Raw genomic sequence first — 21,733 nt, forward strand, 5'->3', positions numbered from 1 at the left:
TCCTGCTTTCCTGAATGACTTCCGCCTTCCACATCGCGGTTCTCGACGACGAGGTCGACATCACGCTGCTGCTGGCCAACTACCTGCAAGGCCACGGCTTCCGGGTGACGCAGCTGCACGACGGCCGCGCCCTGACCGCGCTGATGAACACCGATCCGGCCGACCTCGTGCTGCTCGACCTGGGCCTGCCGGGCGAGGACGGCTTCGCGATCGCGCGCCGCATGCGCGAGACCTGGCGCTGCGGGCTGGTGATCGTCACCGGCCGCGGCGACGCGGTGGACAAGATCGTGGGGCTGGAGGTGGGCGCCGACGACTACGTGACCAAGCCCTTCGACCTGCGCGAGCTGGTCGCGCGCATCAAGGCCGTGCTGCGCCGCCTGGCGCCAGAGGGCGTTCTAGCCGCCGCTGCGGCATCCGCGCCTGCCACCGCCGCCGCTCCGTCGCCCGCGCCGGCCGGCGCCGCCACGCGGCTGGTCTTTGCCGGCTGGCGGCTCGACACCGCCGCGCGCAGCCTGTCGAACCCGCAGGGGCAGGACGTGGCGCTCACGGGCGGCGAGTTCGACCTGCTGTGCGCCTTCGCGCGCCACCCGGGGCGCGTGCTCTCGCGCGACTTCCTGCTGGAGCAGACGCGCGGCCGCGAGGCCGCGCCCTTCGACCGCACGATCGACGTGCAGGTCGGCCGGCTGCGCCGCAAGATCGAGGCCGACGCCGACGATCCGCAGATCATCAAGTCCGTGCGCGGCGCCGGCTACATCCTCGTTCCGCCGGTCGCCCCGGGCTGATGCGATGACGCCCGGTACCGCCGCCCTCCCCGGCCTGCCTTCCGGCATCGAGGAAAGCAGCGTCTTCCGCTCGCTCTTCATCGCCTACCCCGATGCGCTGCTTCTGGTCGACCAGGCCGGCGGCATCGTGCTGGCCAATCCCTCGGCGGCCACGCTGCTGGGCTACACGGTCGAGGAACTCACGGGCCTGAGCGTGGATGCGCTGGTGCCCGACAGCATCCGCCCGCGCCATGCCTCCTACCGCGAAGCCTACGGCCAGGCGCCGCGCGCGCGGCCCATGGGCACGCAGATGGAACTGGTCGCCAAGCGCAAGGACGGCAGCGAGGTGATGGTGGAGATCGCCCTGAGCCCGCTGCAGAACCAGGGCCTGCCCTTCGTGGTGGCCGCGATCCGAGACATCGGCGCCTACCCGCGCGTGAAGCAGGCGCTGCAGCGCGCACGCTACAGCGACTACCTCGCGCAGCTCGGCCGGCTGGCCGTGGACACGCGCGACCTGCAGGTGGTGCTCGACCATGTGCCGGCCATCGCCGCCGAGGCGCTCGAGGTCGACCTGGCGATGGTGCTGCTGCTCGAAAGCAGCCGGCTCGAATTCCGCGTCGCCAGCGGCGTCGGCCTGATGCCGGGCGAAGAGATCGGCGCCCGGCTGCCCAGCCATCCGCACACGCCGCCGGGCTTCGTGTTCGCCGAGGGCCGGCCGGTGGTGGTGTCGGACTACCGCGAGGAGCGGCGCTTCGCCGTGCCGCAGGCGTACCTCGATGCGGGGCTGGTCAGCGCGCTGGCGGTGCCCTTCTACGACCGCGGCCGCTTCACCGGCGTGCTGACCGTGCGCTCGCGCGAGGCCAAGCGCTTCGGCGACGAGGAACTGCGCTTCCTGGAGTCGCTCTCGAACCTGCTCGCCACCAGCCTGCAGCGGGTGCAGACCGAAGAGGCGCTCAACCACGCCCAGCGGCTGGAGAGCGTCGGCCAGCTCACGGGCGGCATCGCGCACGACTTCAACAACCTGCTCACCATCATCCAGGGCAACCTGCAGGTGCTCGAGGATCTGCCCGGCCTCGCGCAGGACGCCTATGCGCAGCAGCTCGTGGCCGCCGCCGCGCGCGCTTCCCGGCGCGGCGCCGAGCTCACCGGCAAGCTGCTCGCGTTCTCGCGCCGCCAGATGCTGCAGCCCAATGCGGTCGACACGCAGGCGCTGCTCCAGTCGCTGGCCGACATGCTGCGCCGCACGCTCGACCAGCGCATCGCGATCACCATCGACGCCGCGCCCGACTGTCCGCCGGTGCTGGCCGACCCGGGGCAGCTCGAATCCGCGCTGCTGAACATCGCCATCAATGCGCGCGACGCGATGCCCGAAGGCGGCACGCTGCATTTCCGCACCGAGGCCTGCGCCGCGCTGCCGCCCGAGGTGCGCAACGAGCTGAGCGGCCGCGACGCGCACGGCCGCTTCGTCGCGATCGCCATCGCCGACAGCGGCACCGGCATGACCGAGGAAGTGAAGGAGCGCGCCTTCGAGCCCTTCTTCACCACCAAGGACACCGGCCGCGGCACCGGCCTGGGCCTGAGCACCGTCTATGGCTTCGCCAAGCAGTCGAAGGGCGCGGTGGCGATCGCCACGCGTCCGGGCGCCGGCACCACGGTGACGCTCTACCTGCCGCAGCTCGACGACGCGGCGGCGCCGCCCGCCGAGGAAGCGCCCGGCGACCACAGCCTGCGCCCCGGCGTGCGCGTGATGCTGGTCGAGGACGACGCCGAGGTGCGCAAGGTGGTGCAGGCCTTCCTGGCCGCGCTGGGCTGCAGCGTCACTTCGGCCGCCAACGCCGAGGAGGCGCTGCTCGCCATGGAAGCCGACGGCGTTGGCTTCGACGTGCTGCTGAGCGACATCGCGCTCGGTTCCGGCATGCGCGGCACCCGGCTCGCGGCCGAGGCCGAGCGGCGCTTTCCGGACCTCGCCATCCTGCTGATGTCGGGCTTCTCGTCGGAACTGCTCGAAGCCGATCGCGACGCCCTGCAGGGCTGGGAACTGCTGCGCAAGCCCTACACGCGGGCCGAACTCGCACGTGCGCTGGCGCGGGTGCTTCCCGCGCGCGCCTGAGGCAGGTTCACTGCAGCATCGCGGGCGCCGGCGCGAGGCAGCGCTGCACGAAGGCCGAGAGCGCGCCCACGTCGGGGATCTGCACGTCGCGGCGGCCCTTCTCCACGAACTCGATCACTTTGTCGCGCGCCAGCCGCGACAGCGCGCGGCTCACGCTCTCGAGCGTCATGCCCAGGTAGTTGCCGATCTCCGCGCGCGTCATGCGCAGCGTGATCTGGTCGGCGCGCATGCCGCGCTCGGCCAGCGACTCGGCCCAGTAGCGCAGGAAGTCGGCCACCCGCGCGTCGGCCGGCAGCGTGCAGACCGACATCAGCGAATCGCGGTCGTGCGCGATCTCGCGGCTCATGGCGGTGTGGAACACCTGCAGCAGCGCCGGCTCGGCCAGGCAGGCCGCGAGCAGCGACGCGTACGACACCACCCAGACCTCGCTCGTGTCCATGGCCACCGCATCGCAGCCGTAGTGGTTGCGCGCCAGCCCGTCGAAGCCCAGCCAGTCGCCGCGGAACTTGAGGCCCACCACCTGCTCGCGGCCGTCGGCCGAGAGGTTGACGATCTTGAAGAAGCCCGAGTTCAGGATGTAGAGGTTGCCGAAGCGCTCGCCCGCCTGGTAGATCACCTCGCCCGCATGCACCACGCGGCGCTGCGGCGCGAGGCGCTCCTGCAGCAGCTTCTGCGTTTCGGCGAGCTTCTGGCTCGCGCGCTCGTGGCCCGGAGCGCTCACGGGCGGCAGTTCGCGGCGGGTGGCAAAGCCATGGAGCGACGGTGCTGCGGCGGGCGTGGCGGTGGTGCGGATCGGGTCGAGCATTTTGAAAACTCCTGCGGGCTTCTCACGTTTTTGATGCGCAAATGTTAAAAATTGCGCAAGAACACAGTGACAACGGCCGGCATCGCTCGGTAACGCTCGGTGAACGCTCTGTGTCCGGCGTGTAAGGGCATGGCTTTGCGCGCCGCGGCTTGATCCGCATCAAGCCCGGACGGCGCGGCGCGTCTAGCCTTGCGGGGTCTCATCGGGAGATCCATGCTTTCCTTCCAGATCCACAATGCCTCGGCCTTCCAGCAGCTCTCTCCGCAGGAGGAAGCGGCCCTGCTGAATGCCGCCCGCCTGCTGCAGGCGGCTTCGCTGCGGGCGGCGCCCCTGCCCCGGCTCAAGGGAAAGAACCTGGGCATGCTCTGCGGCGACGGCGAGGCGACGCGCGAGGGCCGCGCCCTGTTCGAGCGCGCCGCGGCCGAGCTCGGCGCGCAGGTGGCGACCATCCGCCCGGCGTTCTCCAACCCCGGCCATCCCGACGAGATCGCGCACGCCGCGCGCATGCTCGGCCGCTTCTACGATGCGGTGGAGTGCCTGGGCCTGCCGCCCGAGACGGTGCGCCAGATCGGCAGGCATGCCGGCATTCCGGTGTACGACGGCGCGGCGGAGGCGTCGCATCCCATCGCCCGGCTCGCCGACCGCCTCGACGACCGGACCTCGCCGTCGGACAACCGGCGCTTCGTGCTGCAGGCGCTGCTGCTGGGCAGCATCGCCTGAGCCGCCGCCGCTCAGCGGCACCAGGCGTCGATGCGCGGGCCCAGGTCGGCCCAGAGCGCCTGCAGCGCCACCGCGGCCAGCAGCAGGCCGGCGAGCCGCGCGCCCCAGGCCTGCACCGCACCGCTGCCGCCCCAGCGCAGCCGCTGCCAGAGCCAGGGCCCGAGCACCAGCGACAGCCCGCTGCCGGCAGCGAACAGCACCATCGCGAACCCGCCCTGCCAGGGGCCGTTGCCGAGGCTCGCGAGCAGCAGCGCCGAGTGCAGCAGCCCGCAGGGCATGGCGATCCAGAGCGCGCCGGTGGCGAGCACGCCGAGCGGCGTGGCCGCACCGAGCGGACGCAGCCGTGCCTCCAGCATGCGGCCGATGCGCTGCGTCCACACCGGCTGGCGTCCGGCCAGCGCCAGCATCGCGCCCCAGGAGAACACGAACACATGCAGCAGCATCCACAGCGGCCGCAGCGCGGCCACCTGCGTGCCGGCCTGCGCGAGCCCGTTCACGCTCGCGGCCGCCAGCGCGCCCGCGACGGCATAGCTCGCGATGCGGCTCAGATGGAAGGCGGCCAGCGCACCGGGCGCCGTGCCGCCCGCGGCCTGCGCTCCCGCCAGGGCCCGCACCGGCACGATGCGGATCACGGCAGCCGACGCGGCACCGCACATCGCCACGCAGTGCGGCCCGGCCGCGAGGCCCATCAGCAGCGCGGCGGCGGAAAGTGCGGTCTGCATGGTTTCAACTTGGCGCGGAGCCGCGGCTCACTGCGGATGCTCCGGCCTCTCGCCCGCGAGCGGCATCGCGAGCAGCGCGGTGAAGGCGCTCGATGCGGCGGCCAGCGCCCAGAAGACGAAGAAGGCCACGCTGTAGACGCCCTGGCGCGACAGGCGCAGCGCATCGCCGCCCCAGTGCAGGTCGGCCGGGTCGACCAGCGAGAAGACCAGGATCTCGAGCACGCAGGCCAGCAGGAACGCCGGCCACAGGATGCCGATGAGCTGGCGCGCGGAGGTCATCGCCCGGCCTCCGGGCGCGGCAGCGGCACCGCCTCGACCGGCGTGGTCGCATGGTTGCGGCCCGCCACCGCCGGCATCAGCTTCTTGTCGGCCAGCGTGCGGTTGATCTCGATGCCGCGCCGGTAGTAGTCGGCCGACACCAGCGGATCGGGCGTCGCGAGCGCATACCAGAGCGTCACGAAGCTCGCCACCACCACCAGCGCCGGGCCGGCGATCACCATCCAGAGCAGCGGATGCCGCCACCATGCGTCGGCCGGGGCCGTTGCCGCGGGGGCGTTGCCGCCATCGATCGTTGCGTTCATTGCATTTCTCCTTATTGCTTCAGCGCGGCACCAGGAAGACCGCCTTCTCCGACACCTGCACGCCGCTGTCTCCCTCTTCCCGGATGTCGAAGTGCACCGGGTGCGAACCCGCGGGCGCCGCACCGTAGGGCAGCTGCAGGCGCACCGCCACCCAGCGCGACTGGGCCGGGCCGACCGTCACGCGGTCGTCCGACGCGACGGCCAGGCCGTCGAGCCCGTGCGCGGCGATGCGGTAGCTGTGCGCCGCCTCGGTGGCGTTCATGATCTGCAGCCGGTAGACGTTCTCGAGCCGCCCGCCCTCGACGATGCGCGCGAGCGAGGCGCGGTCGCGCACCACGTCGACCTTGAGCGGCGTGCGCACCACCAGGCTCGCGAGCAGCCCCGCCACCAGCAGCGCGAGGATCGCCGCGTAGGCAAGCACGCGCGGGCGCAGCACGCGGCGCAGCAGCTGCCGCCGCGACCAGCCGGCCTCCATGCCGTTCTGCGTGTCGTAGCGGATCAACCGCGGCGCATAGCCCATCTTGCGCATCACCGTGTCGCAGGCGTCCACGCACAGGCCGCAGCCGATGCATTCGTACTGCAGCCCCTGGCGGATGTCGATGCCGGTCGGGCACACCTGCACGCACAGGCCGCAGTCGATGCAGTCGCCGAGCGCCAGGCGCTTCGGATCGGCGTCCTTGCGGCGCGGCGCGCGCGGCTCGCCGCGCTGCGGGTCGTAGCTGACGATCAGCGTGTCGCGGTCGAACATCGCGCTCTGGAAGCGCGCATAGGGGCACATGTACTTGCACACCTGCTCGCGCATGAAGCCCGCGTTGCCGTAGGTCGCGAAACCGTAGAAGAAGACCCAGAACACCTCCCACGAGCCCATGTGCGTCTGCAGGAAGGCCATGCCCAGCTCGCGGATCGGCGTGAAGTAGCCCACGAAGGTGAAGCCGGTCCACAGCGCGATGCCGATCCAGACCAGGTGCTTGAACCACTTCTTCACCAGCTTCTCGAGCGACATGGCGTCGGCATCGAGCCGGATGCGCGCCGAGCGGTTGCCTTCGATCTTCTGCTCCACCCACAGGAAGATCTCGGTGTAGACCGTCTGCGGGCAGGCGTAGCCGCACCACAGCCGCCCCGCCACCGCGGTGAAGAGGAACAGCGACATCGCGCTGATGACCAGCAGGCCCGAGAGATAGATCAGGTCCTGCGGATAGAGCACCAGCCCGAAGATGTAGAAGCGGCGCGCGGCCAGGTCGAACAGCACCAGCTGCCGCTCGCCCCACTCGATCCACGGCATGCCGTAGAACACGAGCTGGGTCAGGAACACCAGCGCCCAGCGCCAGCGCGCGAACACCCCCTGGATCGAGCGCGGATGGATCTTCTTCGAGGCCTGGTAGAGCCCCACCGCTTCACCCCCGCCTTCGGCCGGCACGGGCACGATGGGAATGGTCTTGCGGGGCGCGGACGAACTCATGATGCGCTTTCTTCCTCGCTCAGGGCCCGGCCACGGGCGCGTTCGACAGGCCCCACACGTAGGACGCGAGCAGCTTGATCTGCGCCTCGGTGAGCCGCCCTTCCTGCGCCGGCATCTCGCTGTGCTTGCCCTGGTTGACGATCTGCACGATGGCCGCCTCGCCGTAGCCGTGCAGCCAGACCTTGTCGGCGAGGCTGGGCGCCCCCACCGCCTGGTTGCCCACGCCGCCGATGCCGTGGCATGCAGCGCAGGCGGTGAACTTGGACTTGCCCAGGCCCGCGCGCAGCGAATCGTGCGGCGCGCCCGAAAGGCTCAGCACGTAGTTCGCGAGGTTCTTCACGTCGTCCTGCGAACCCACCGCGGCGGCCATCGGCGGCATCACGCCGACGCGGCCCTTGGTGATCGACTCGACGATCTTCTCGGGGGTGCCGCCGTGCAGCCAGTCCTTGTCGGTGAGGTTCGGAAAGCCCTTGCTGCCGCGCGCATCGGAGCCGTGGCACTGCGAGCAGTTGTTCATGAAGAGCCGCTCGCCGATGGCCATGGCCCTGGGCTCGCGGGCGATGTCTTCCGGCGCCATGTCGGCGTAGCCCGCATACACGGGCTCGAGCGCGCGCGCGGCCTTGGCCAGCTCGGCCTCGTACTCGGATTTCGCGCTCCAGTCGGCCTGGCCGTCGAAGCTCCCGAGGCCCGGGAACACCACCAGGTAGCCGACCGAGAAGACGATGGTCAGCACGAACAGCCCCACCCACCACATCGGCAGCGGGTTGTTGGCTTCGCGCAGGTCCTCGTCCCAGACGTGGCCGGTGGTGTTGTCCGCGTCCGACGGCACGCGCTTGCGCGCCGTGAGCCACAGCAGCAGCATGCAGCCCAGGATGCTCAGCACCGTGACCGCGGCAATGTAGTTCGACCAGAAGTCGCTGATGAAATCGCTCATCGTGGGTCCCTCTTTCCTTCTTCGGTCTAGTCCTGCTCGAGCGGCAGGCGGGCGGCTTCCTCGAAGCGCGCGGCGTTGCGCCGGGCACAGGCCCAGCCGACGATGCCGAGGAAGAGCGCGAAGCAGGCGAGCGTCGCGGCGATGCGCAGGGTGGTGAGGTCGATCATGTCCGTTGCTCCTTACTTGAGCCCGAGGCCCAGCGATTGCAGGTACGCCACCGTCGCGTCCATCTCGGTCTTGCCGCGGACGTCATCGGCGGCACGGGCGATCTCCTCGTCCGTGTAGGGCACGCCGACCTGGCGCAGCGCGCGCATGTGGCGCGGGATCGCCTCGGCGTCGACGGTGTTCTTCTCGAGCCAGGCGTAGGCCGGCATGTTCGATTCCGGCACCAGGTCGCGCGGGTTGTTCAGGTGGATGCGGTGCCACTCGTCGCTGTACTTGCCGCCCACGCGGTGCAGGTCGGGTCCGGTGCGCTTGCTGCCCCACTGGAAGGGATGGTCGTAGACGAATTCGCCCGCCACCGAGTAGTGGCCGTAGCGCAGCGTCTCCGAGCGGAACGGGCGGATCATCTGCGAGTGGCAGTTGTAGCAACCCTCGCGCAGATAGACATCGCGGCCCGCGAGCTGCAGCGCGGTGGGCGGCTTCAGGCCCTGGATCGGCTCGGTGGTCGACTTCTGGAAGAACAGCGGCACGATCTCGACCAGGCCGCCGATGGCGACCACCACGAGAATGAGCACGATCATCAGCAGGTTGTTGGTCTCCACCTTCTCGTGGGTGAAGCCGCGGTTGTCGTCGGGTCTTGCATTCATGGTCTGTTCTTCCTCAGGCGTGAGCCATGGCGGCGGGCGGGATCGCGGCCTGCACCGAGCGGCCGGAGATGACGGTCATCCACACGTTCCAGGCCATCACCAGCATGCCGGCCAGGTACAGCAGGCCGCCGGCGAGCCGCACCACGTAGAACGGGAAGGTGGCCTTCACGCTCTCGACGAAGGTGTAGGTGAGCGTGCCGTCGGGGTTGATCGCGCGCCACATCAGGCCCTGCATCACGCCGGCGATCCACATCGCGGCGATGTAGAGCACGATGCCGATGGTCGCCATCCAGAAATGCGCCTCGATGGCCTTGATGCTGAACATCGTGGTCCGGCCGTACATGCGCGGCACCAGGTAGTACAGCGAGCCCATGGTGATGAAGCCCACCCAGCCCAGCGCGCCGGCATGCACGTGGCCGACGGTCCAGTCGGTGTAGTGGCTCAGCGCGTTGACGGTCTTCACGGACATCATCGGACCCTCGAAGGTCGACATGCCGTAGAACGACAGCGCCACGATCAGGAATCGCAGGATCGGGTCGGTGCGCAGCTTGTGCCAGGCGCCCGATAGCGTCATCACGCCGTTGATCATGCCGCCCCAGCTCGGCGCGAGCAGGATCAGCGAGAACACCATGCCGAGCGACTGGGTCCAGTCGGGCAGCGCGGTGTAGTGCAGGTGGTGCGGGCCCGCCCACATGTAGGTGAAGATCAGCGCCCAGAAGTGGACGATGGAGAGCCGGTACGAATACACCGGCCGCTCGGCCTGCTTGGGGATGTAGTAGTACATCATCCCGAGGAAGCCGGCGGTGAGGAAGAAGCCGACCGCGTTGTGGCCGTACCACCACTGCACCATGGCGTCCTGCACGCCGGCATAGGCCGAGTAGCTCTTCATCCAGCCGGCCGGAATCTCGGCGCTGTTGACCAGGTGCAGCAGCGCCACCGCGATGATGAAGGCGCCGTAGAACCAGTTGGCCACGTAGATGTGGCGCACCCGGCGCATGCCGACGGTGCCGAAGAACACGATCGCATACGCCACCCAGACCAGCGTGATCAGGATGTCGATCGGCCATTCGAGTTCGGCGTATTCCTTGCCGGTGGTGTAGCCCAGCGGCAGGCTGATCGCCGCCGCCACGATCACCGCCTGCCAGCCCCAGAACACGAAGGACGCGAGCCGGGGCGCGAACAGCCGCACCTGGCAGGTGCGCTGGACCACGTGGAAGCTGGTGGCCATGAGCGCGCAGCCGCCGAACGCGAAGATCACCGCGTTGGTGTGCAGCGGCCGCAGGCGGCCGTAGCTGAGCCAGGGAATGCCGAGGTTGAGGTCGGGCCAGGCGAGTTCGGCGGCGATGAAAACGCCGACGAGCATGCCGACCACGCCCCAGACCACGGACATGAGGGTCAACTGCCGGACGGCGGTGTCGTCGTAGATCGCCGCGGGGGAATTGGGTTGTTGCATCGTGCTGCCTCTTGGTGGATGGAGGCAGTTTCCCCGCGCCACCCCGGCGCGGGTTTGATGCAGATCAATCGCTTCGCAGGATGCGGTCGCCTTCGATCTCGATGTCGTCGAACTGCCCACGCTCGATGGCCCACCACAGGCCGGCGAGGATGGCGAGCACCAGCGCCACCGAGAGCGGTATCAGGAGAAAGAGGATGTCCATCAGGCGCCTGCGCTTTCCGGTTGCCGCGCCGCGAGCCGCGCCGCGTTGAGCACCACCACGAGCGAGCTCGCGGCCATGCCGAGTCCCGCCAGCCAGGCGGGAAGCCAGCCCGCCACGGCGAGCGGCACGCACAGCGCGTTGTAGCTGGCCGCCCAGGCGAGGTTCTGCCGCACCACGCGCACCGTTCGCCGCGCCTGCGCGATGGTGCGCGGGATCGCCGAGAGCGCATCGCCGGGCACCACGAAGTCCGCCCGCGCCCGCGAGAGCGGCACCGCATGCCCGAAGGCGAACGAGGCGTTCGCGCGCGCGATCGAAGGTCCGTCGTTGAGGCCGTCGCCGACCATCGCGACCTGCCGGCCTTCGGCCTGCAGCCGCCACAGCACGTCGAGCTTGTCCTCCGGCGTGCAGCCGCCCTGCGCGAAGGCGATGCCCGCCTGCGCCGCGATCTCGCGCGCCGCGCCGTCGCGGTCGCCCGAGAGCAGCCGCACCGTGATGCCCTCGGCCTCGAGCGCCGCCACCGCGGCGGCGGCGTCGGGGCGCAGTTCCTCCGCGAGCACGAAGCTCGCGAGCCAGCCCTGTTCGTCGGCGAGGTGCACCTGCGGCGCCTCAATCTCCAGCGGCGCCACGCCGCAATGCCCCGCGGCGCCGAGGCGCACGCGGCGCCAGCCACCGGCATCGTCCGGGCTGCGGCGCATGCGGGCCTCGAGCCCCAGGCCCGCGGATTCGGTCGGCTCGGCGACCTCCCAGGCGGGCGGCGCGCGGAACTGCGCCTGCCAGGCGGCCACGAGTGCGCGGGCGCCCGGATGCAGCGAATGCGCCCCGAGCGCGGCGCCGATCTCCAGCGCGTCGCCCGGGCGCAGGCCCTGGCGGCAGTACACGCGGTCGAGGCGGGGCGTGTCGCCGGTGAGCGTGCCCGTCTTGTCGAACACCACCGTGTCGACCGCGGCCAGCGCCTCGAGCGCCTGCAGGTTCGCGGTCAGCACGCCGCCGCGCGCCAGTGCGCCCGCGCTCGCGAGCATCGCGGCCGGCGTGGCGAGCGACAGCGCGCAGGGACAGGTCGCGATCAGCACCGCCACCGCCACCATCAGCGCCCGGCCAGGATCGACCTGCCACCAGACCGCCGCGGCGCCGACGGCCGATGCCAGCACCAGCACCAGGAACGGCCGCGCGATGCGGTCGGCGAGCAGCGCCCAGCGCGGCTTGCCGAGCGCGGCGTTCTCCATCAGCCGCACGATCTGCGCGAAGCGCGTGCCCTCGCCCACCGAGACGATGCGCACCTGCACCGTCGACGACAGGTTGTGGCTGCCGGCGAGCACGCGTTCGCCGCGGGCGCGCGGCACCGGGCGCGATTCGCCCGTGAGCAGCGCCTCGTCGGTGCTGGTGCCGCCGTCGAGCAGCACGCCGTCGGCCGGAAAGGCTTCGCCGGGGCGCACGCGCACCACGTCGCCGGCCGCGAGCCGCCGCACCGAGACGCGCGCCCAGGCGCCGTCCGCGCCAAGGCGCTCCACGCTGTCGGGCAGCCGGTTCAGCACCGCCTCGAGCGAGCCGGCCGTGCGGTCGCGCAGGCGCGCCTCGAGCCAGCGCCCGGTCAGCAGGAAGAAGACGAACATGGTCAGCGAGTCGAAGTACACCTCGCGGCCCAGCACGCCTTCGCCGTCGAAGGTGGCGGCGCTGCTGACGGCGAAGGCGATCGCGATGCCGAACGCGACCGGCAGGTCCATGCCGATGCGGCCGTGGCGCAGGTCGCGCCAGGCGCTGCGGAAGAAAGGCCCGCAGGAGAAGAACAGCACCGGCAGCGTGAGCACCCACGAGGCCCAGCGCAGCAGCTGCGCGGCATCGGCCGTCATCTCGCCGGGTTCGGCGATGTAGGCCGGGTAGGCGTACATCATCACCTGCATCATGCAGAAGCCCGCCACCAGCCAGCGCCACAGCGCCAGCCGAAGTTCGCGCGCGCGGCGCTCGCGCGCCGAGCTGTCGACCGCGGGCACGAGCCGGTAGCCGGCCGCTTCGGCCGCCTCGAACCATTGCGAGGGGCGCGTCTGCGCCGCCGACCAGCGCACGCGGGCGCGCCGGCTGGCGGCATTGACCTGCACCTCGCGCACGCCCGGCACGCGCTGCAGCGCCTCCTCGATCGCCAGGCTGCAGGTCGCGCAGTGCATGCCCTCGACCGCGACCTGCGACTCCCAGCCGGCCGCGGCGGGCGGACCGTCGTCCAGCGCGCGGCCGAAGGCCGGCCATTCGGCCGGGTCGTCGAGCACCTGCCAGGCCTCGCGCGACGCAGGCGCAGGCGCCGGTGCGGGAGCGGACGGGGAAAAGGAAGAAGCGAGCGCAGCTTGCATCGCGCAAGGCTAAGGCGGCCCGCACGGCGCCGGTTTGATCTGCATCAAGCGCCCGGCCTGCCGCGCTGCCTAAGCTCACGGCACACCTTTGCTGGAGAAACCCATGTTCAAGCGCATCCTCGTGGCCACCGACGGCTCCACGCTCTCGAAGAAGGCGGTGGCCAGCGCCATCGAACTGGCCGCCGCGCACGAGGCCGGACTGGTCGCGCTCACCGTGGTGCCGCGCTATCCGAAGAGCTATCTCGACGGCGCGATGGCCTTCTCCCCCGAGGACATCGCGCGGGTCGAGAAGCAGTGGGCCGACAAGGCGCAGGCGATGCTCGACGGCATCGAGACCCGCGCCACGGCGGCGGGCGTGCAGCTGAAGGCGGTGGTCGCCAATTCCGACCGCGTGGCCGAATCGATCATCGCGGCAGCGCGCAAGCACCGCGCCGACCTGATCGTGATGGCCTCGCACGGCCGCAAGGGCATCCAGCGGCTGCTGCTCGGCAGCGAGACGCAGCATGTGCTGGCCGAGTCGAAGCTCCCGGTGCTCGTGCTGCGCTGAGCGGCGCTTCGTCGGTGGCCGTTGTCAGGCCGCCTGGGAGGCGGCGCCGAGCGCATCGTTCTGCGCCTCGACCTCGGCGAGCCAGCGCCGCTTGTCGCGCAGCGGCGGCACGCCGAACATCCGGCCGTACTCGCGCGCGAACTGCGAGGGGCTCTCGTAGCCCACGCTGTGCGCGGCGCTCGCCACGTCGGCACCGGCCATCAGCATCTGGCGCCGCGCCTCCTGCAGGCGCAGCTGCTTCTGGTACTGCAGCGGGCTCATCGCCGTCACCGCCTTGAAATGGTGGTGGAACGACGACACGCTCATGTGCACCGCGCGCGCCATGTCCTCGATGCGCAGCGACTGCGCATAGTTGACGCGCAGCGCGCTGATCGCCTTGGCGATGCGCTGGGTGTGGCTGTCCTGCAGCGCGATCTGGCGCAGCCGCGCGCCCTCGCCGTTGACCAGCAGGCGGTAGAAGATCTCGCGCTTGATCATCGGCGCCATGATCGGGATGTCCTCGGGCGTCTCGAGCAGCCGCAGCAGGCGCAGCACCGGCTCGAGCACCGGCATCGCGATGCGGCTCACGTACACGCCGCGCGACGCGGGCGCATTCGCCTTGGCAGGCAGCTTCTCGTCGCGGATCAGGTCGCCGATCTCGTCGAGCGAGAGATCGAGGCGCACGCCCAGGTAGGGCTTGTTGTCGGGCGTCAGCCGCACCTGGCCGCACACCGGCAGGTCGACCGAGCTGACCAGGTAGTGCATCGGGTCGTAGACGTAGATCTCGTCGCCCACCATCACGCGCTTGGAGCCCTGCGCGATCAGGCCGAAGGCCGGCGTCTGCAGCGCATGCTTGGGACCGTCGGGCTTGCTGATGCAGTGCACGTACAGGCCGGGCACGGGGGTTTCGATGCTGCCGTCCTGCCCGCGCGTGATGTGCTCGATCAGCGCGACCAGTTCCTTCCTGGCCTCGTCGAGCTCGGGCTCCAGCGGCATCGGCGGGGCGATGGCGGCGGCGGTTTCGGGTGTTTTGTCGGACATGTTCCAGCCTTGTGACGGATGAAACCATGGCGGCGGGCGCCACGGAGGATCGGGTGCCCGAAGCTTAGCGCCGCACCCGCCGCTTCGCAGTGCCCCTGCCGGAGGTCTGGAGAATCAGGCAAATACTTTGCAGGAACGCGCTCGCGGCGCCAAAGACCGCGGCGGGATACTTTTGCCCATACCACGCAAAGGAAACCTCCATGCAATACCGCAAGTTCGGCCGCACCGGCCTGTTCGTCTCCGAGCTCTGCCTCGGCACCATGACCTTCGGCGGCTCCAGCGGCATCTGGGGCCACATCGGCAACCTGGAACAGTCGGAGGCCGAAGGCCTGATCGGCCGCGCGATCGACGCCGGCATCAACTTCATCGACACCGCGGACGTGTACTCGGAGGGACGCTCCGAAACCATCACCGGCCAGGCGCTGCGCAACCTCAAGGTGCCGCGCGAGAACGTGGTCGTGGCGACCAAGGTGCTCGGCGAGACCGGCAAGAGCCCGAACTCGGCCGGCGCCTCGCGCTACCACATCATGGACGGCGTGAAGGCCAGCCTGCGGCGCCTGCAGCTCGACCACATCGACCTCTACCAGATCCACGGCTTCGACCCGGTGACGCCGATCGAGGAGACCGTGCGCGCGCTCGACAACCTGGTGCAGCAGGGCCACGTGCGCTACGTGGGCGTCTCGAACTGGGCCGCCTGGCAGATCATGAAGGCGCTGGGCATCGCCGAGCGCGAGGGGCTCGCGCGCTTCGAGTCGCTGCAGGCCTACTACACCGTCGCGGGCCGCGACCTGGAACGCGAGCTGGTGCCGATGCTGCGCAGCGAGAACGTGGGCCTGATGGTCTGGAGCCCGCTCGCGGGCGGCCTGCTGAGCGGCAAGTACGGCCGCAACACCGAGGCCGAGCAAGGCAGCCGCCGCACCACCTTCGACTTTCCGCCGGTGAACGTGGAGCGCGCCTACGACTGCATCGACGTGATGCGCGGCCTGGCCGAGGCGCGCGAGGTCTCGGTGGCGCAGATCGCGCTCGCGTGGCTGCTGCACCAGCCGGTGGTGACCAGCGTGATCGTCGGCGCCAAGCGCGTGGCGCAGCTCGACGACAACATCGCCGCCGCGTCGATCCGGCTCACGGCCGAGGAACTGGCGGCGATCGACAAGGTCAGCGCCCTGCCTTCCGAGTACCCCGGCTGGATGCTCGAGCGCCAGGGCGGCAACCGCGCGCAGAAGCTGGCCGAGGCGCTCAGGCGCGGCTGAGCCGCAGGCGCCCTACTTCCTGGGCGCGACCTCGAAGGCCAGCACCTGGTTGATCTGGCTGGCGGTGTTGAAGTTGTTGTCCGACACCAGCACCAGCGTGTCGTTGCCGTTCGGCAGCTTCGGCCCCCAGCTCATGCCTTCGATGTTGTCGATCCTGGCGAGGCCGAGCGTGTTCAGGTCGAGCACCAGGCGCTTGCGCACCGGCTGGTAGCTCGCGCCCGCGCGGCTCGCGAGGCCGCGCACGTCGGTGGCACCCTCGGTCTCGATCTCGTAGAGCCGGATGTAGTTGGCGTAGTTGCCGTCGGCGCCCTGCACGCCCGCGCGCTCGATCACCAGGAACTGGTGGTCGTTGATGGCGAGCATCTCGGTCACGCCGTTGTCGGCGTTCCTGCCGGCCGCCGGCGCCGCGGGGATCGCATCGACCGGGTACGCGAGCTGCCGCAGCACGGTGCCGCTGCGGTCGTATTCGGTGAGGCGCGAGACGGCGCCGCTCGTCGGCGTGGGCAGCGGACCGTCCTCGTGGATCGGCGCCTCCATGCCGACCCAGAGGCTCTTGCCGTCCGCCGAGAAGCTCAGCGCCTCGTAGGTGGCGTTGTTGCGCGAGCCCTGCGGCTGCGCGGGCGACATCCTGAACATGGCCGGCGTCGGCAGGATCGCCTGGGCCTGACCGTCGGCGCCCATGCGCGCGACGAAGGGATCGAGGCCGCGGGCGCGATCGCCCTCGCTGCCCCACCAGAGACCGCCGCCCTGCGGATCGATGCGGAAGGATTCGGGGTCGGCCGACGTGCCGCCGGGCGCCGGGTCGCTGCTCGGATAGGGCTTGCCGCCCAGGTCCTTCAAGGCCACGGTCGAGCGGAAACGCACCGCGTGGAACCCGGCGGCGTCGTACTGCAGCTCCGCCGTGTGGAAGCGCGAGGCGCTGCGGTCGTCGCTCAGGAAGTACCAGATTTGCGTGGCCGGGTCGTAGTCGACCGCCGAGAGCCCGCCGACGAGCACGCCGTCGATGCGGATGTCGTTGGCCAGCACCTTCTCGCCGATGAGGCGCACGCTCTGGACGCTGCGCTCCGCGGGCGGCGCGGGGGTCGGTGCGGGCGCGGGCGCGGGTGCGGGTGCGGGGGCAGGCGCCGGTGCGACCGGCAGCAGCGGCGGCAGCACGGCCGGGTCGCTGCCGCCGCCGCAGCCGTGCAGCGCGGCGCCGATGGCAACGGCGCAGCCGCCGGCGACCAGGGTGCGGATGAAGGAGGATGTCGGGGAAGTTGCAGACGGGGTGGGCATCGGGCGCAGCGCTGTGGAACGAAGCGCCGGATGCTAGGGATCGCGCGTGACGGCGCGGTGAAGGTCCGCCTCGTTCAGCCCGCCTGCCTGCGCACCAGCGCCGCGACGTAGTCCTTCAGCGACACGCTGCCGCGCTCCGGCGCGGCGGGCCGCGCGGGGTTGTCGAGCGTGGCGCGCGTCATCGCGGCATACGATGCCGCCCCGGCCGCCGAGAAGCCCGCGCGACGGAACCAGTCCTCCCACTGCGCGGGCGGCACCTCGACCAGCCGCACCGGGCGCCCGAGCGCCGCCTCGAAGGCCGCGGCCACGTCGGCGGTGGTGCAGCGCTCGGGGCCTTCGACGTAGTGCGGGCCCGAGGATTCCGCGGCGCCGAACATCAGCCGCGCCGCATAGCGGCCGAGGTCCTCGGGCGCGACCATCGGCAGTTCGAAGTCGCCGGGAAACAGGCTCTCCACCACGCCCTCGCCTTGCGCGCCCGCGAGCGCGGCATCCCAGTTGCTCATGTAGTAGGCGGCGCGGATCACGCTCACAGGGACCGGCTGCTCCGCGAGCGCCTGCTCCATGTCGTACAGCACGTCGAGGTCGCCGAGCCGGTCGCCCGGCTGCGCGCCGTAGGTCGATTCGGCCACGATCTTCTCGAGCGGCAGGCCCTCGATCGCACCGAGGATGCAGCGCAGGCTGCGGCGCTCCTCGGCCGAGGTGTCGGTGTCGGGCGGCGCGGGCGGGTTGAGCAGGAACAGGCGCTGGGCGCCTTCGATCGCGCGGCGCAGCGCCGGCACGTCGAACACGTCGGCCTCGGCGATGGCGGCGCCCTGCCGGCGTAGCGCCTCGGCATGGCCCGCATCGCGCGTGACGGCGGTCACCGCCTCGCCGCGCGCGAGCAGCGCCGAGACCAGCGCGGAGCCGACATGCCCGGTGGCGCCCAGGACCACGTGCCTCATGGCCGCCTCCGCGCGACGGCCGGGCCGAAGGGGAAATGGATGGATGTCTGCATGGCTGCAGAAATTACCCGGGCCGCGGCGCCCCGCGCGCCCGGCTTGGACGACGCGGGCCGTGGGTCTATTCCCACATCGGCGGCGAGGCACGGCGCGGACAAACAGAGTTCCAGCCTACCGCCACGACGCCATGTCGCACCGCAACGAAGCCACCGCCGCGCTCAAGGCCCTGAGCATCGCCACCGACGCCTGCCGGGAATGCCCGCTGGGTGCGCATGCCACGCAGTCGGTCTTCGGCGAAGGCCCGGTGGGCGCGGTGCTGATGGTGGTGGGCGAGCAGCCCGGCGACAAGGAGGACCTGGCGGGCCGGCCTTTCATCGGGCCCGCCGGCAAGCTGTTCGACCGCGCGGTGGCCGAGCTCGGCTGGTCGCGCGAGCGGCTGTACGTGACCAATGCGGTGAAGCACTTCAAGTACGAGCTGCGCGGCAAGCGCCGCATCCACAAGACCCCAGGCCAGCGCGAGGTCGAGGCCTGCCACCACTGGCTGGAAAGCGAGATCGAGCATGTGCAGCCGCATGCCTTCATCGCGCTCGGCGCCACGGCCGCGCGCGCGCTGCTCGGGCGCCCGGTGCCGGTGATGAAGGCACGCGGCCAGTGGCATGACGACGCGCAGGGCCGCCGCGTGCTGGTGACCCTGCATCCTTCGGCACTGCTGCGCGGCGACCCCGAACAGCGCGAGGCCGCATGGAAGGCCTGGCTCGCCGACCTGCGCGTCGCCTCGCCGCTGATGAAGAACAGGAAGGACGAGACCGCGGCGGAATCGCCCGCCAGGCGCCCCGCGGCCGCCGCTCACGCGCGCCGTCGCGTGCGCATGGTGATGGAATAGCGCAGCCCCTCGGTCGGCGCGATGCTGTGCTGCCAGGCCCAGCGCGCCGGACCGCGCAGCATGTAGATGGAGCGCGGCTCGATCAGCAATTGCAGGCTCGCGGGCGCGCTGGCGCTGGACGGCGGATACGGCCGCAGCTGCAGCACGGCCGGGCCGTGGAGCGACACGCCCACGATGTCCTCGAACTCCGGCACGTCGCGGTGCCAGCCGAGCGGCGTGCCGGGCCGGTACTCGGACAGCAGCGCATGCGCGAAGTCCTCGGGCGCCATGCCGATCCAGGCCGCCACGCGCGCACGCAGCGGATGCAGCGATTCGGGCAGCGGCGGGCCCGGGCGCAGCCGGTGGTTGTCGAAGTCGTAGCTGCCGCCGAAGCCGATGCCGCGGCGGCGCGCGGTGTAGGCCTTGTAGCGCATCTCGCGCAGCTCGAAGCCCTGCGCAATGGCCAGCAGCGCGGCCTCTTCCTCGCGGCTCAGGAATTCGCGCTCGTAGCGCAGGCCTTCGATGGCGGTCGCCGGTGCCTCGCCGAACAGGTCCGCCTGGTCGGCGAGCCGGACCTGCCTAGCGGCGCGCATCGGCGCCTCCCCGTGCCATGTCGGCTGGCGCATCGCCGAGCCGCAGCGTCCACCAGCGCGGCAGCAGCTCGCGGATCTCGGCGCGCGCGAAGCGGTCGTCGAGCAGATGCAGCACGCCGGTGTCCTGTTCGGTGCGGATCACGCGGCCGGCGGCCTGGACCACCTTCTGCAGCCCGGGGTAGAGGTAGGTGTATTCGTAGCCCTTGCCGAAGCGCGCCTGCATGCGCTCGCGCGTGATCTCGTTCAGCGCGTTGTACTGCGGCAGGCCCAGGCTCGCGATGAAGGCGCCGATGAGCCGGCTGCCTGGCAGGTCGATGCCTTCGCCGAACGCGCCGCCGAGCACCGCGAAGCCGATGCCGTGGCCGCCCTCCTCGAAGCGCGCGACGAAATCGCGCCGGTCGGCCTCGGCCATGCCGCGCGTCTGCGCCCAGGCCGGCACGCCCGGGTGCCGCGCGTGGAAGGCCGCGAAGGCCTGCTCGAGGTAGTCGAAGCTGCTGAAGAACGCGAGGTAGTTGCCCGGCCGGCGCTCGAACTGCGCCGCGATGATGGCGGTCACGCGGCGCAGCGAGCCCGCACGATCGCGAAAGCGCGTCGACACGTGCGTTGCCACTTCCACGTGCAGCTGCTCGCTCGCGAACGGCGAGGCCACGTCGAGCAGCGCGGTCTCCGCCGGCAGCCCGAGCGCATCGCGGTAGAACGCGAACGGCGACAGCGTGCCCGAGAAGCAGGCGACCGAGGCCGCATCGGCGAAGCGCGCCTCCAGGAACGGCGCGGGCACGAGGTTGCGGATCGACAGGCTGCGCTGCTGCCGGTCGATGGCCGGGCCGAGGGTGCGTTCGAACACCGAATGGTCGCCGAAGGCTTCGGCCAGCCGCGCGAACTGCAGCGCATCGAAGAAGAAGCGCTGCAGCGGCCCCTGCGCGGCATCGGGCGTGGCGGCGAAGTACTCGCCCATCGCCACGTTGGCCGCCTGCAGGGTGCGCGCGAAGCGTTCGGGAATCTCGTCGCAGGTGTCGTAGGGCTCGGTCTGCGCCTGCTGCACCGTGTCCCACTCGCGGTAGAGCCGCGCGAGCGCGCCGCGCACGGCCGCGGGGGCGGCGCGGTGGGCCTCCTCGAGCGCGGGGCCGTCGAGTTCGGCGCTGTACATGCCGCGCGCACGCTCCAGCAGGTTGTGCGCCTCGTCCACCAGCACCGCCACGCGCCAATCGGACTCCTTCATGGTGGCGAACAGGAAGGCGCTGCCGTCGAAGTAGTAGTTGTAGTCGCCCACGATCACGTCGGACCAGTGCGCCATCTCCTGCGCCAGGAAATAGGGGCACACGCCGTGCGCGAGCGCGATGCGCCGCAGCGCCGCGCGGTCGAGCCGCAAGGCGCGCGCCGCCTCCTCGCGCGCGGCCGGCAGGCGGTCGTAGAAGCCCTTGGCGAGTGGGCAGGCCTCGCCGTGGCAGGCGCGGTCGGGGTATTCGCAGACCTTCTCGCGCGCGGCGAGTTCGAGCACCCGCGCCGGCGCGCAGCCGCCGTCGAGCAGGCGCAGCGCATCGATTGCCACGGCGCGCCCCGAGGTCTTGGCGGTGAGGAAGAAAATCTTGTCGATCTTCCCGGCGGCGCGCGCCTTGAGCAGCGGAAAGAGGGTGGCGAGCGTCTTGCCGATGCCCGTGGGCGCCTGCGCCATCAGGCAGCGCCCGTTCACCGCCGCGCGGTAGACCGCCTCGGCCAGTTCGCGCTGGCCGGCACGGAAGGCGCCGTGCGGGAACGCCAGCCGCGCCAGCGCCCCGCCGAGCGCGGCATGGTGCGCGGCCTCGCTGTCGGCCCAGGCGGCATAGCGCCCGCACAGCGCCTCGAAGTGCGCCTGCAGCTCGGCGCGGCTGTGCGGCTCTTCGAGCACGGTTTCCTCGCCGCTGCCGAGGTCGAGGTACACCAGCGCGACCGTGAGGCGTTCGTAGCCGTGCTGCTCGCAGAGCATCCAGCCGTAGGTGCGTGCCTGGGCCCAGTGCAGCGCGCGGTGGTTGGCGCGGATGGCGTCGAAGTCGCCGCGGAAGGTCTTGATCTCCTCCACGCGCGGTTCGCGCGGGTCGTGCCCGTCGGCGCGGCCGCGCACCCGCAGCGTGCCGCAGCGCGAGACGAGCGGCACTTCGCTCAGGTAGCCCTCGCCGCGCCGGTCCTGCACCAGCGCGTGGCCGGCCATGCCCTCCTGCGCGCTGGGCGCGGGCACGAAGCGCAGGTCGAGGTCGCCGGCCTTGGCGGCGAAGGCGCACAGCGCCTTGACGGACACGGTTCGGCCTTCGGCCGCCGCGTCGGGCGGCGGATTCGGCAGCGTTGTGGAAGGAACCGTGGCCACGGGAATGCTGTACAA

22 protein-coding genes are annotated in these 21,733 nt (G+C 71.2%); 6 read left to right on the plus strand and 16 right to left on the minus strand.

The genetic code is table 11. The features are described from left to right. The first annotated feature begins 14 nt into the window (after positions 1-14). Together M2165_RS21455 and M2165_RS21460 are read left to right on the plus strand one after the other, a co-directional pair. Positions 15-782 (plus strand): response regulator transcription factor, encoded by a 768-nt coding sequence (locus M2165_RS21455; protein ID WP_280816604.1) that lies wholly within the window; start codon positions 15-17, stop codon positions 780-782. A 4-nt stretch (positions 783-786) separates the two neighbouring features. After that, positions 787-2,871: a PAS domain S-box protein gene (locus tag M2165_RS21460; protein WP_280816605.1), complete on the plus strand. Its 2,085-nt coding sequence runs from the start codon at positions 787-789 to the stop codon at positions 2,869-2,871. Between the two features lie 7 nt (positions 2,872-2,878). On the opposite strand, the gene M2165_RS21465 is transcribed toward M2165_RS21460, so the two are convergent. After that, positions 2,879-3,676 (minus strand): Crp/Fnr family transcriptional regulator, encoded by a 798-nt coding sequence (locus tag M2165_RS21465; RefSeq protein WP_280816606.1) that lies wholly within the window; start codon positions 3,674-3,676, stop codon positions 2,879-2,881. 213 nt (positions 3,677-3,889) lie between these two features. Between M2165_RS21465 and M2165_RS21470 the strand changes: the two genes are divergently transcribed. Beyond that, entirely contained in the window at positions 3,890-4,396 is a 507-nt protein-coding gene (locus M2165_RS21470) for an ornithine carbamoyltransferase (protein ID WP_280816607.1), read from the plus strand. An 11-nt stretch (positions 4,397-4,407) separates the two neighbouring features. On the opposite strand, the gene M2165_RS21475 is transcribed toward M2165_RS21470, so the two are convergent. The 10 genes from M2165_RS21475 to M2165_RS21520 form a co-directional block, all read right to left on the minus strand. Further along, positions 4,408-5,118 (minus strand): sulfite exporter TauE/SafE family protein, encoded by a 711-nt coding sequence (locus tag M2165_RS21475; RefSeq protein WP_280816608.1) that lies wholly within the window; start codon positions 5,116-5,118, stop codon positions 4,408-4,410. A 27-nt stretch (positions 5,119-5,145) separates the two neighbouring features. Next, positions 5,146-5,397, minus strand: a complete 252-nt coding sequence (locus M2165_RS21480; protein ID WP_280816609.1) for a hypothetical protein — start codon at positions 5,395-5,397, stop codon at positions 5,146-5,148. After that, the gene (locus tag M2165_RS21485; RefSeq protein ID WP_280816610.1) at positions 5,394-5,699 is read right to left on the minus strand and encodes a FixH family protein; all 306 of its coding nucleotides are present in this window, start codon (positions 5,697-5,699) and stop codon (positions 5,394-5,396) included. Before M2165_RS21485 ends, M2165_RS21480 begins: the two co-directional genes overlap by 4 nt. A 19-nt stretch (positions 5,700-5,718) precedes the next feature. Then, complete coding sequence (gene ccoG, locus M2165_RS21490) at positions 5,719-7,158, minus strand: cytochrome c oxidase accessory protein CcoG (protein ID WP_280816611.1); 1,440 nt, start codon at positions 7,156-7,158, stop codon at positions 5,719-5,721. A gap of 19 nt (positions 7,159-7,177) precedes the next feature. Beyond that, positions 7,178-8,092 (minus strand): cytochrome-c oxidase, cbb3-type subunit III, encoded by a 915-nt coding sequence (gene ccoP, locus M2165_RS21495; protein WP_280816612.1) that lies wholly within the window; start codon positions 8,090-8,092, stop codon positions 7,178-7,180. A gap of 26 nt (positions 8,093-8,118) precedes the next feature. Next, complete coding sequence (locus M2165_RS21500; protein ID WP_280817594.1) at positions 8,119-8,256, minus strand: cbb3-type cytochrome c oxidase subunit 3; 138 nt, start codon at positions 8,254-8,256, stop codon at positions 8,119-8,121. Positions 8,257-8,271: 15 nt separating this feature from the next. Then, the gene (ccoO, locus tag M2165_RS21505; RefSeq protein ID WP_280816613.1) at positions 8,272-8,901 is read right to left on the minus strand and encodes a cytochrome-c oxidase, cbb3-type subunit II; all 630 of its coding nucleotides are present in this window, start codon (positions 8,899-8,901) and stop codon (positions 8,272-8,274) included. A gap of 13 nt (positions 8,902-8,914) precedes the next feature. After that, positions 8,915-10,354: a cytochrome-c oxidase, cbb3-type subunit I gene (gene ccoN / locus M2165_RS21510; RefSeq protein ID WP_280816614.1), complete on the minus strand. Its 1,440-nt coding sequence runs from the start codon at positions 10,352-10,354 to the stop codon at positions 8,915-8,917. A gap of 64 nt (positions 10,355-10,418) precedes the next feature. Continuing rightward, the gene (gene ccoS / locus M2165_RS21515; RefSeq protein WP_280816615.1) at positions 10,419-10,556 is read right to left on the minus strand and encodes a cbb3-type cytochrome oxidase assembly protein CcoS; all 138 of its coding nucleotides are present in this window, start codon (positions 10,554-10,556) and stop codon (positions 10,419-10,421) included. Then, entirely contained in the window at positions 10,556-12,895 is a 2,340-nt protein-coding gene (locus M2165_RS21520) for a cation-translocating P-type ATPase (protein WP_280816616.1), read from the minus strand. The genes ccoS and M2165_RS21520 overlap by 1 nt, the downstream gene beginning before the upstream one ends. Positions 12,896-12,998: 103 nt before the next feature. Between M2165_RS21520 and M2165_RS21525 the strand changes: the two genes are divergently transcribed. After that, positions 12,999-13,442, plus strand: a complete 444-nt coding sequence (locus M2165_RS21525) for a universal stress protein (RefSeq protein ID WP_280816617.1) — start codon at positions 12,999-13,001, stop codon at positions 13,440-13,442. 24 nt (positions 13,443-13,466) lie between these two features. Here the strand turns inward: M2165_RS21525 and M2165_RS21530 are convergent, their stop codons facing one another. Next, the gene (locus M2165_RS21530; protein ID WP_280816618.1) at positions 13,467-14,462 is read right to left on the minus strand and encodes an AraC family transcriptional regulator; all 996 of its coding nucleotides are present in this window, start codon (positions 14,460-14,462) and stop codon (positions 13,467-13,469) included. A 200-nt stretch (positions 14,463-14,662) separates the two neighbouring features. Between M2165_RS21530 and M2165_RS21535 the strand changes: the two genes are divergently transcribed. Then, the gene (locus tag M2165_RS21535; RefSeq protein ID WP_280816619.1) at positions 14,663-15,712 is read left to right on the plus strand and encodes an aldo/keto reductase; all 1,050 of its coding nucleotides are present in this window, start codon (positions 14,663-14,665) and stop codon (positions 15,710-15,712) included. A gap of 12 nt (positions 15,713-15,724) precedes the next feature. On the opposite strand, the gene M2165_RS21540 is transcribed toward M2165_RS21535, so the two are convergent. Together M2165_RS21540 and M2165_RS21545 are read right to left on the minus strand one after the other, a co-directional pair. After that, the gene (locus tag M2165_RS21540; RefSeq protein ID WP_280816620.1) at positions 15,725-16,987 is read right to left on the minus strand and encodes an esterase-like activity of phytase family protein; all 1,263 of its coding nucleotides are present in this window, start codon (positions 16,985-16,987) and stop codon (positions 15,725-15,727) included. Positions 16,988-17,061: 74 nt separating this feature from the next. Next, positions 17,062-17,928 (minus strand): NmrA family NAD(P)-binding protein, encoded by an 867-nt coding sequence (locus M2165_RS21545; RefSeq protein WP_280816621.1) that lies wholly within the window; start codon positions 17,926-17,928, stop codon positions 17,062-17,064. A gap of 184 nt (positions 17,929-18,112) precedes the next feature. Here M2165_RS21545 and M2165_RS21550 point away from each other — a divergent pair, with 184 nt between their 5' ends. After that, a complete protein-coding gene (locus M2165_RS21550; RefSeq protein WP_280816622.1) occupies positions 18,113-18,808 on the plus strand; it encodes a UdgX family uracil-DNA binding protein in 696 nt (231 codons plus the stop codon). On the opposite strand, the gene M2165_RS21555 is transcribed toward M2165_RS21550, so the two are convergent. Together M2165_RS21555 and M2165_RS21560 are read right to left on the minus strand one after the other, a co-directional pair. Then, positions 18,772-19,380 carry an alpha-ketoglutarate-dependent dioxygenase AlkB gene (locus tag M2165_RS21555; protein WP_280816623.1) on the minus strand — a complete coding sequence of 203 codons (609 nt, stop codon included), beginning with the start codon at positions 19,378-19,380 and terminating at the stop codon, positions 18,772-18,774. The two genes, M2165_RS21550 and M2165_RS21555, sit on opposite strands and share 37 nt — an antisense overlap. Continuing rightward, positions 19,367-21,652 carry a helicase C-terminal domain-containing protein gene (locus M2165_RS21560; protein WP_280817595.1) on the minus strand — a complete coding sequence of 762 codons (2,286 nt, stop codon included), beginning with the start codon at positions 21,650-21,652 and terminating at the stop codon, positions 19,367-19,369. The genes M2165_RS21555 and M2165_RS21560 overlap by 14 nt, the downstream gene beginning before the upstream one ends. Positions 21,653-21,733: the final 81 nt, after the last annotated feature.

Origin of the sequence: Variovorax sp. TBS-050B (genome assembly GCF_029893635.1) — a bacterium.
In the GTDB taxonomy this organism is placed as follows: Bacteria; Pseudomonadota; Gammaproteobacteria; order Burkholderiales; family Burkholderiaceae_C; genus Variovorax.

Bases quoted from the DNA above. Each gene is read 5' to 3' on its own strand.
- M2165_RS21535 (WP_280816619.1), top strand. From the start codon at position 14,663: ATGCAATACCGCAAGTTCGGCCGCACCGGCCTGTTCGTCTCCGAGCTC.
- M2165_RS21525 (WP_280816617.1), top strand. From the start codon at position 12,999: ATGTTCAAGCGCATCCTCGTGGCCACCGACGGCTCCACGCTCTCGAAG.
- M2165_RS21470 (WP_280816607.1), top strand. From the start codon at position 3,890: ATGCTTTCCTTCCAGATCCACAATGCCTCGGCCTTCCAGCAGCTCTCT.
- ccoG (WP_280816611.1), bottom strand. From the start codon at position 7,158: ATGAGTTCGTCCGCGCCCCGCAAGACCATTCCCATCGTGCCCGTGCCG.
- M2165_RS21465 (WP_280816606.1), bottom strand. From the start codon at position 3,676: ATGCTCGACCCGATCCGCACCACCGCCACGCCCGCCGCAGCACCGTCG.
- M2165_RS21540 (WP_280816620.1), bottom strand. From the start codon at position 16,987: ATGCCCACCCCGTCTGCAACTTCCCCGACATCCTCCTTCATCCGCACC.
- M2165_RS21545 (WP_280816621.1), bottom strand. From the start codon at position 17,928: ATGAGGCACGTGGTCCTGGGCGCCACCGGGCATGTCGGCTCCGCGCTG.
- M2165_RS21550 (WP_280816622.1), top strand. From the start codon at position 18,113: ATGTCGCACCGCAACGAAGCCACCGCCGCGCTCAAGGCCCTGAGCATC.
- ccoP (WP_280816612.1), bottom strand. From the start codon at position 8,092: ATGAGCGATTTCATCAGCGACTTCTGGTCGAACTACATTGCCGCGGTC.
- M2165_RS21520 (WP_280816616.1), bottom strand. From the start codon at position 12,895: ATGCAAGCTGCGCTCGCTTCTTCCTTTTCCCCGTCCGCTCCCGCACCG.
- ccoN (WP_280816614.1), bottom strand. From the start codon at position 10,354: ATGCAACAACCCAATTCCCCCGCGGCGATCTACGACGACACCGCCGTC.
- M2165_RS21555 (WP_280816623.1), bottom strand. From the start codon at position 19,380: ATGCGCGCCGCTAGGCAGGTCCGGCTCGCCGACCAGGCGGACCTGTTC.
- M2165_RS21485 (WP_280816610.1), bottom strand. From the start codon at position 5,699: ATGAACGCAACGATCGATGGCGGCAACGCCCCCGCGGCAACGGCCCCG.
- M2165_RS21460 (WP_280816605.1), top strand. From the start codon at position 787: ATGACGCCCGGTACCGCCGCCCTCCCCGGCCTGCCTTCCGGCATCGAG.
- M2165_RS21480 (WP_280816609.1), bottom strand. From the start codon at position 5,397: ATGACCTCCGCGCGCCAGCTCATCGGCATCCTGTGGCCGGCGTTCCTG.
- ccoS (WP_280816615.1), bottom strand. From the start codon at position 10,556: ATGGACATCCTCTTTCTCCTGATACCGCTCTCGGTGGCGCTGGTGCTC.
- M2165_RS21530 (WP_280816618.1), bottom strand. From the start codon at position 14,462: ATGTCCGACAAAACACCCGAAACCGCCGCCGCCATCGCCCCGCCGATG.
- M2165_RS21475 (WP_280816608.1), bottom strand. From the start codon at position 5,118: ATGCAGACCGCACTTTCCGCCGCCGCGCTGCTGATGGGCCTCGCGGCC.
- ccoO (WP_280816613.1), bottom strand. From the start codon at position 8,901: ATGAATGCAAGACCCGACGACAACCGCGGCTTCACCCACGAGAAGGTG.
- M2165_RS21455 (WP_280816604.1), top strand. From the start codon at position 15: ATGACTTCCGCCTTCCACATCGCGGTTCTCGACGACGAGGTCGACATC.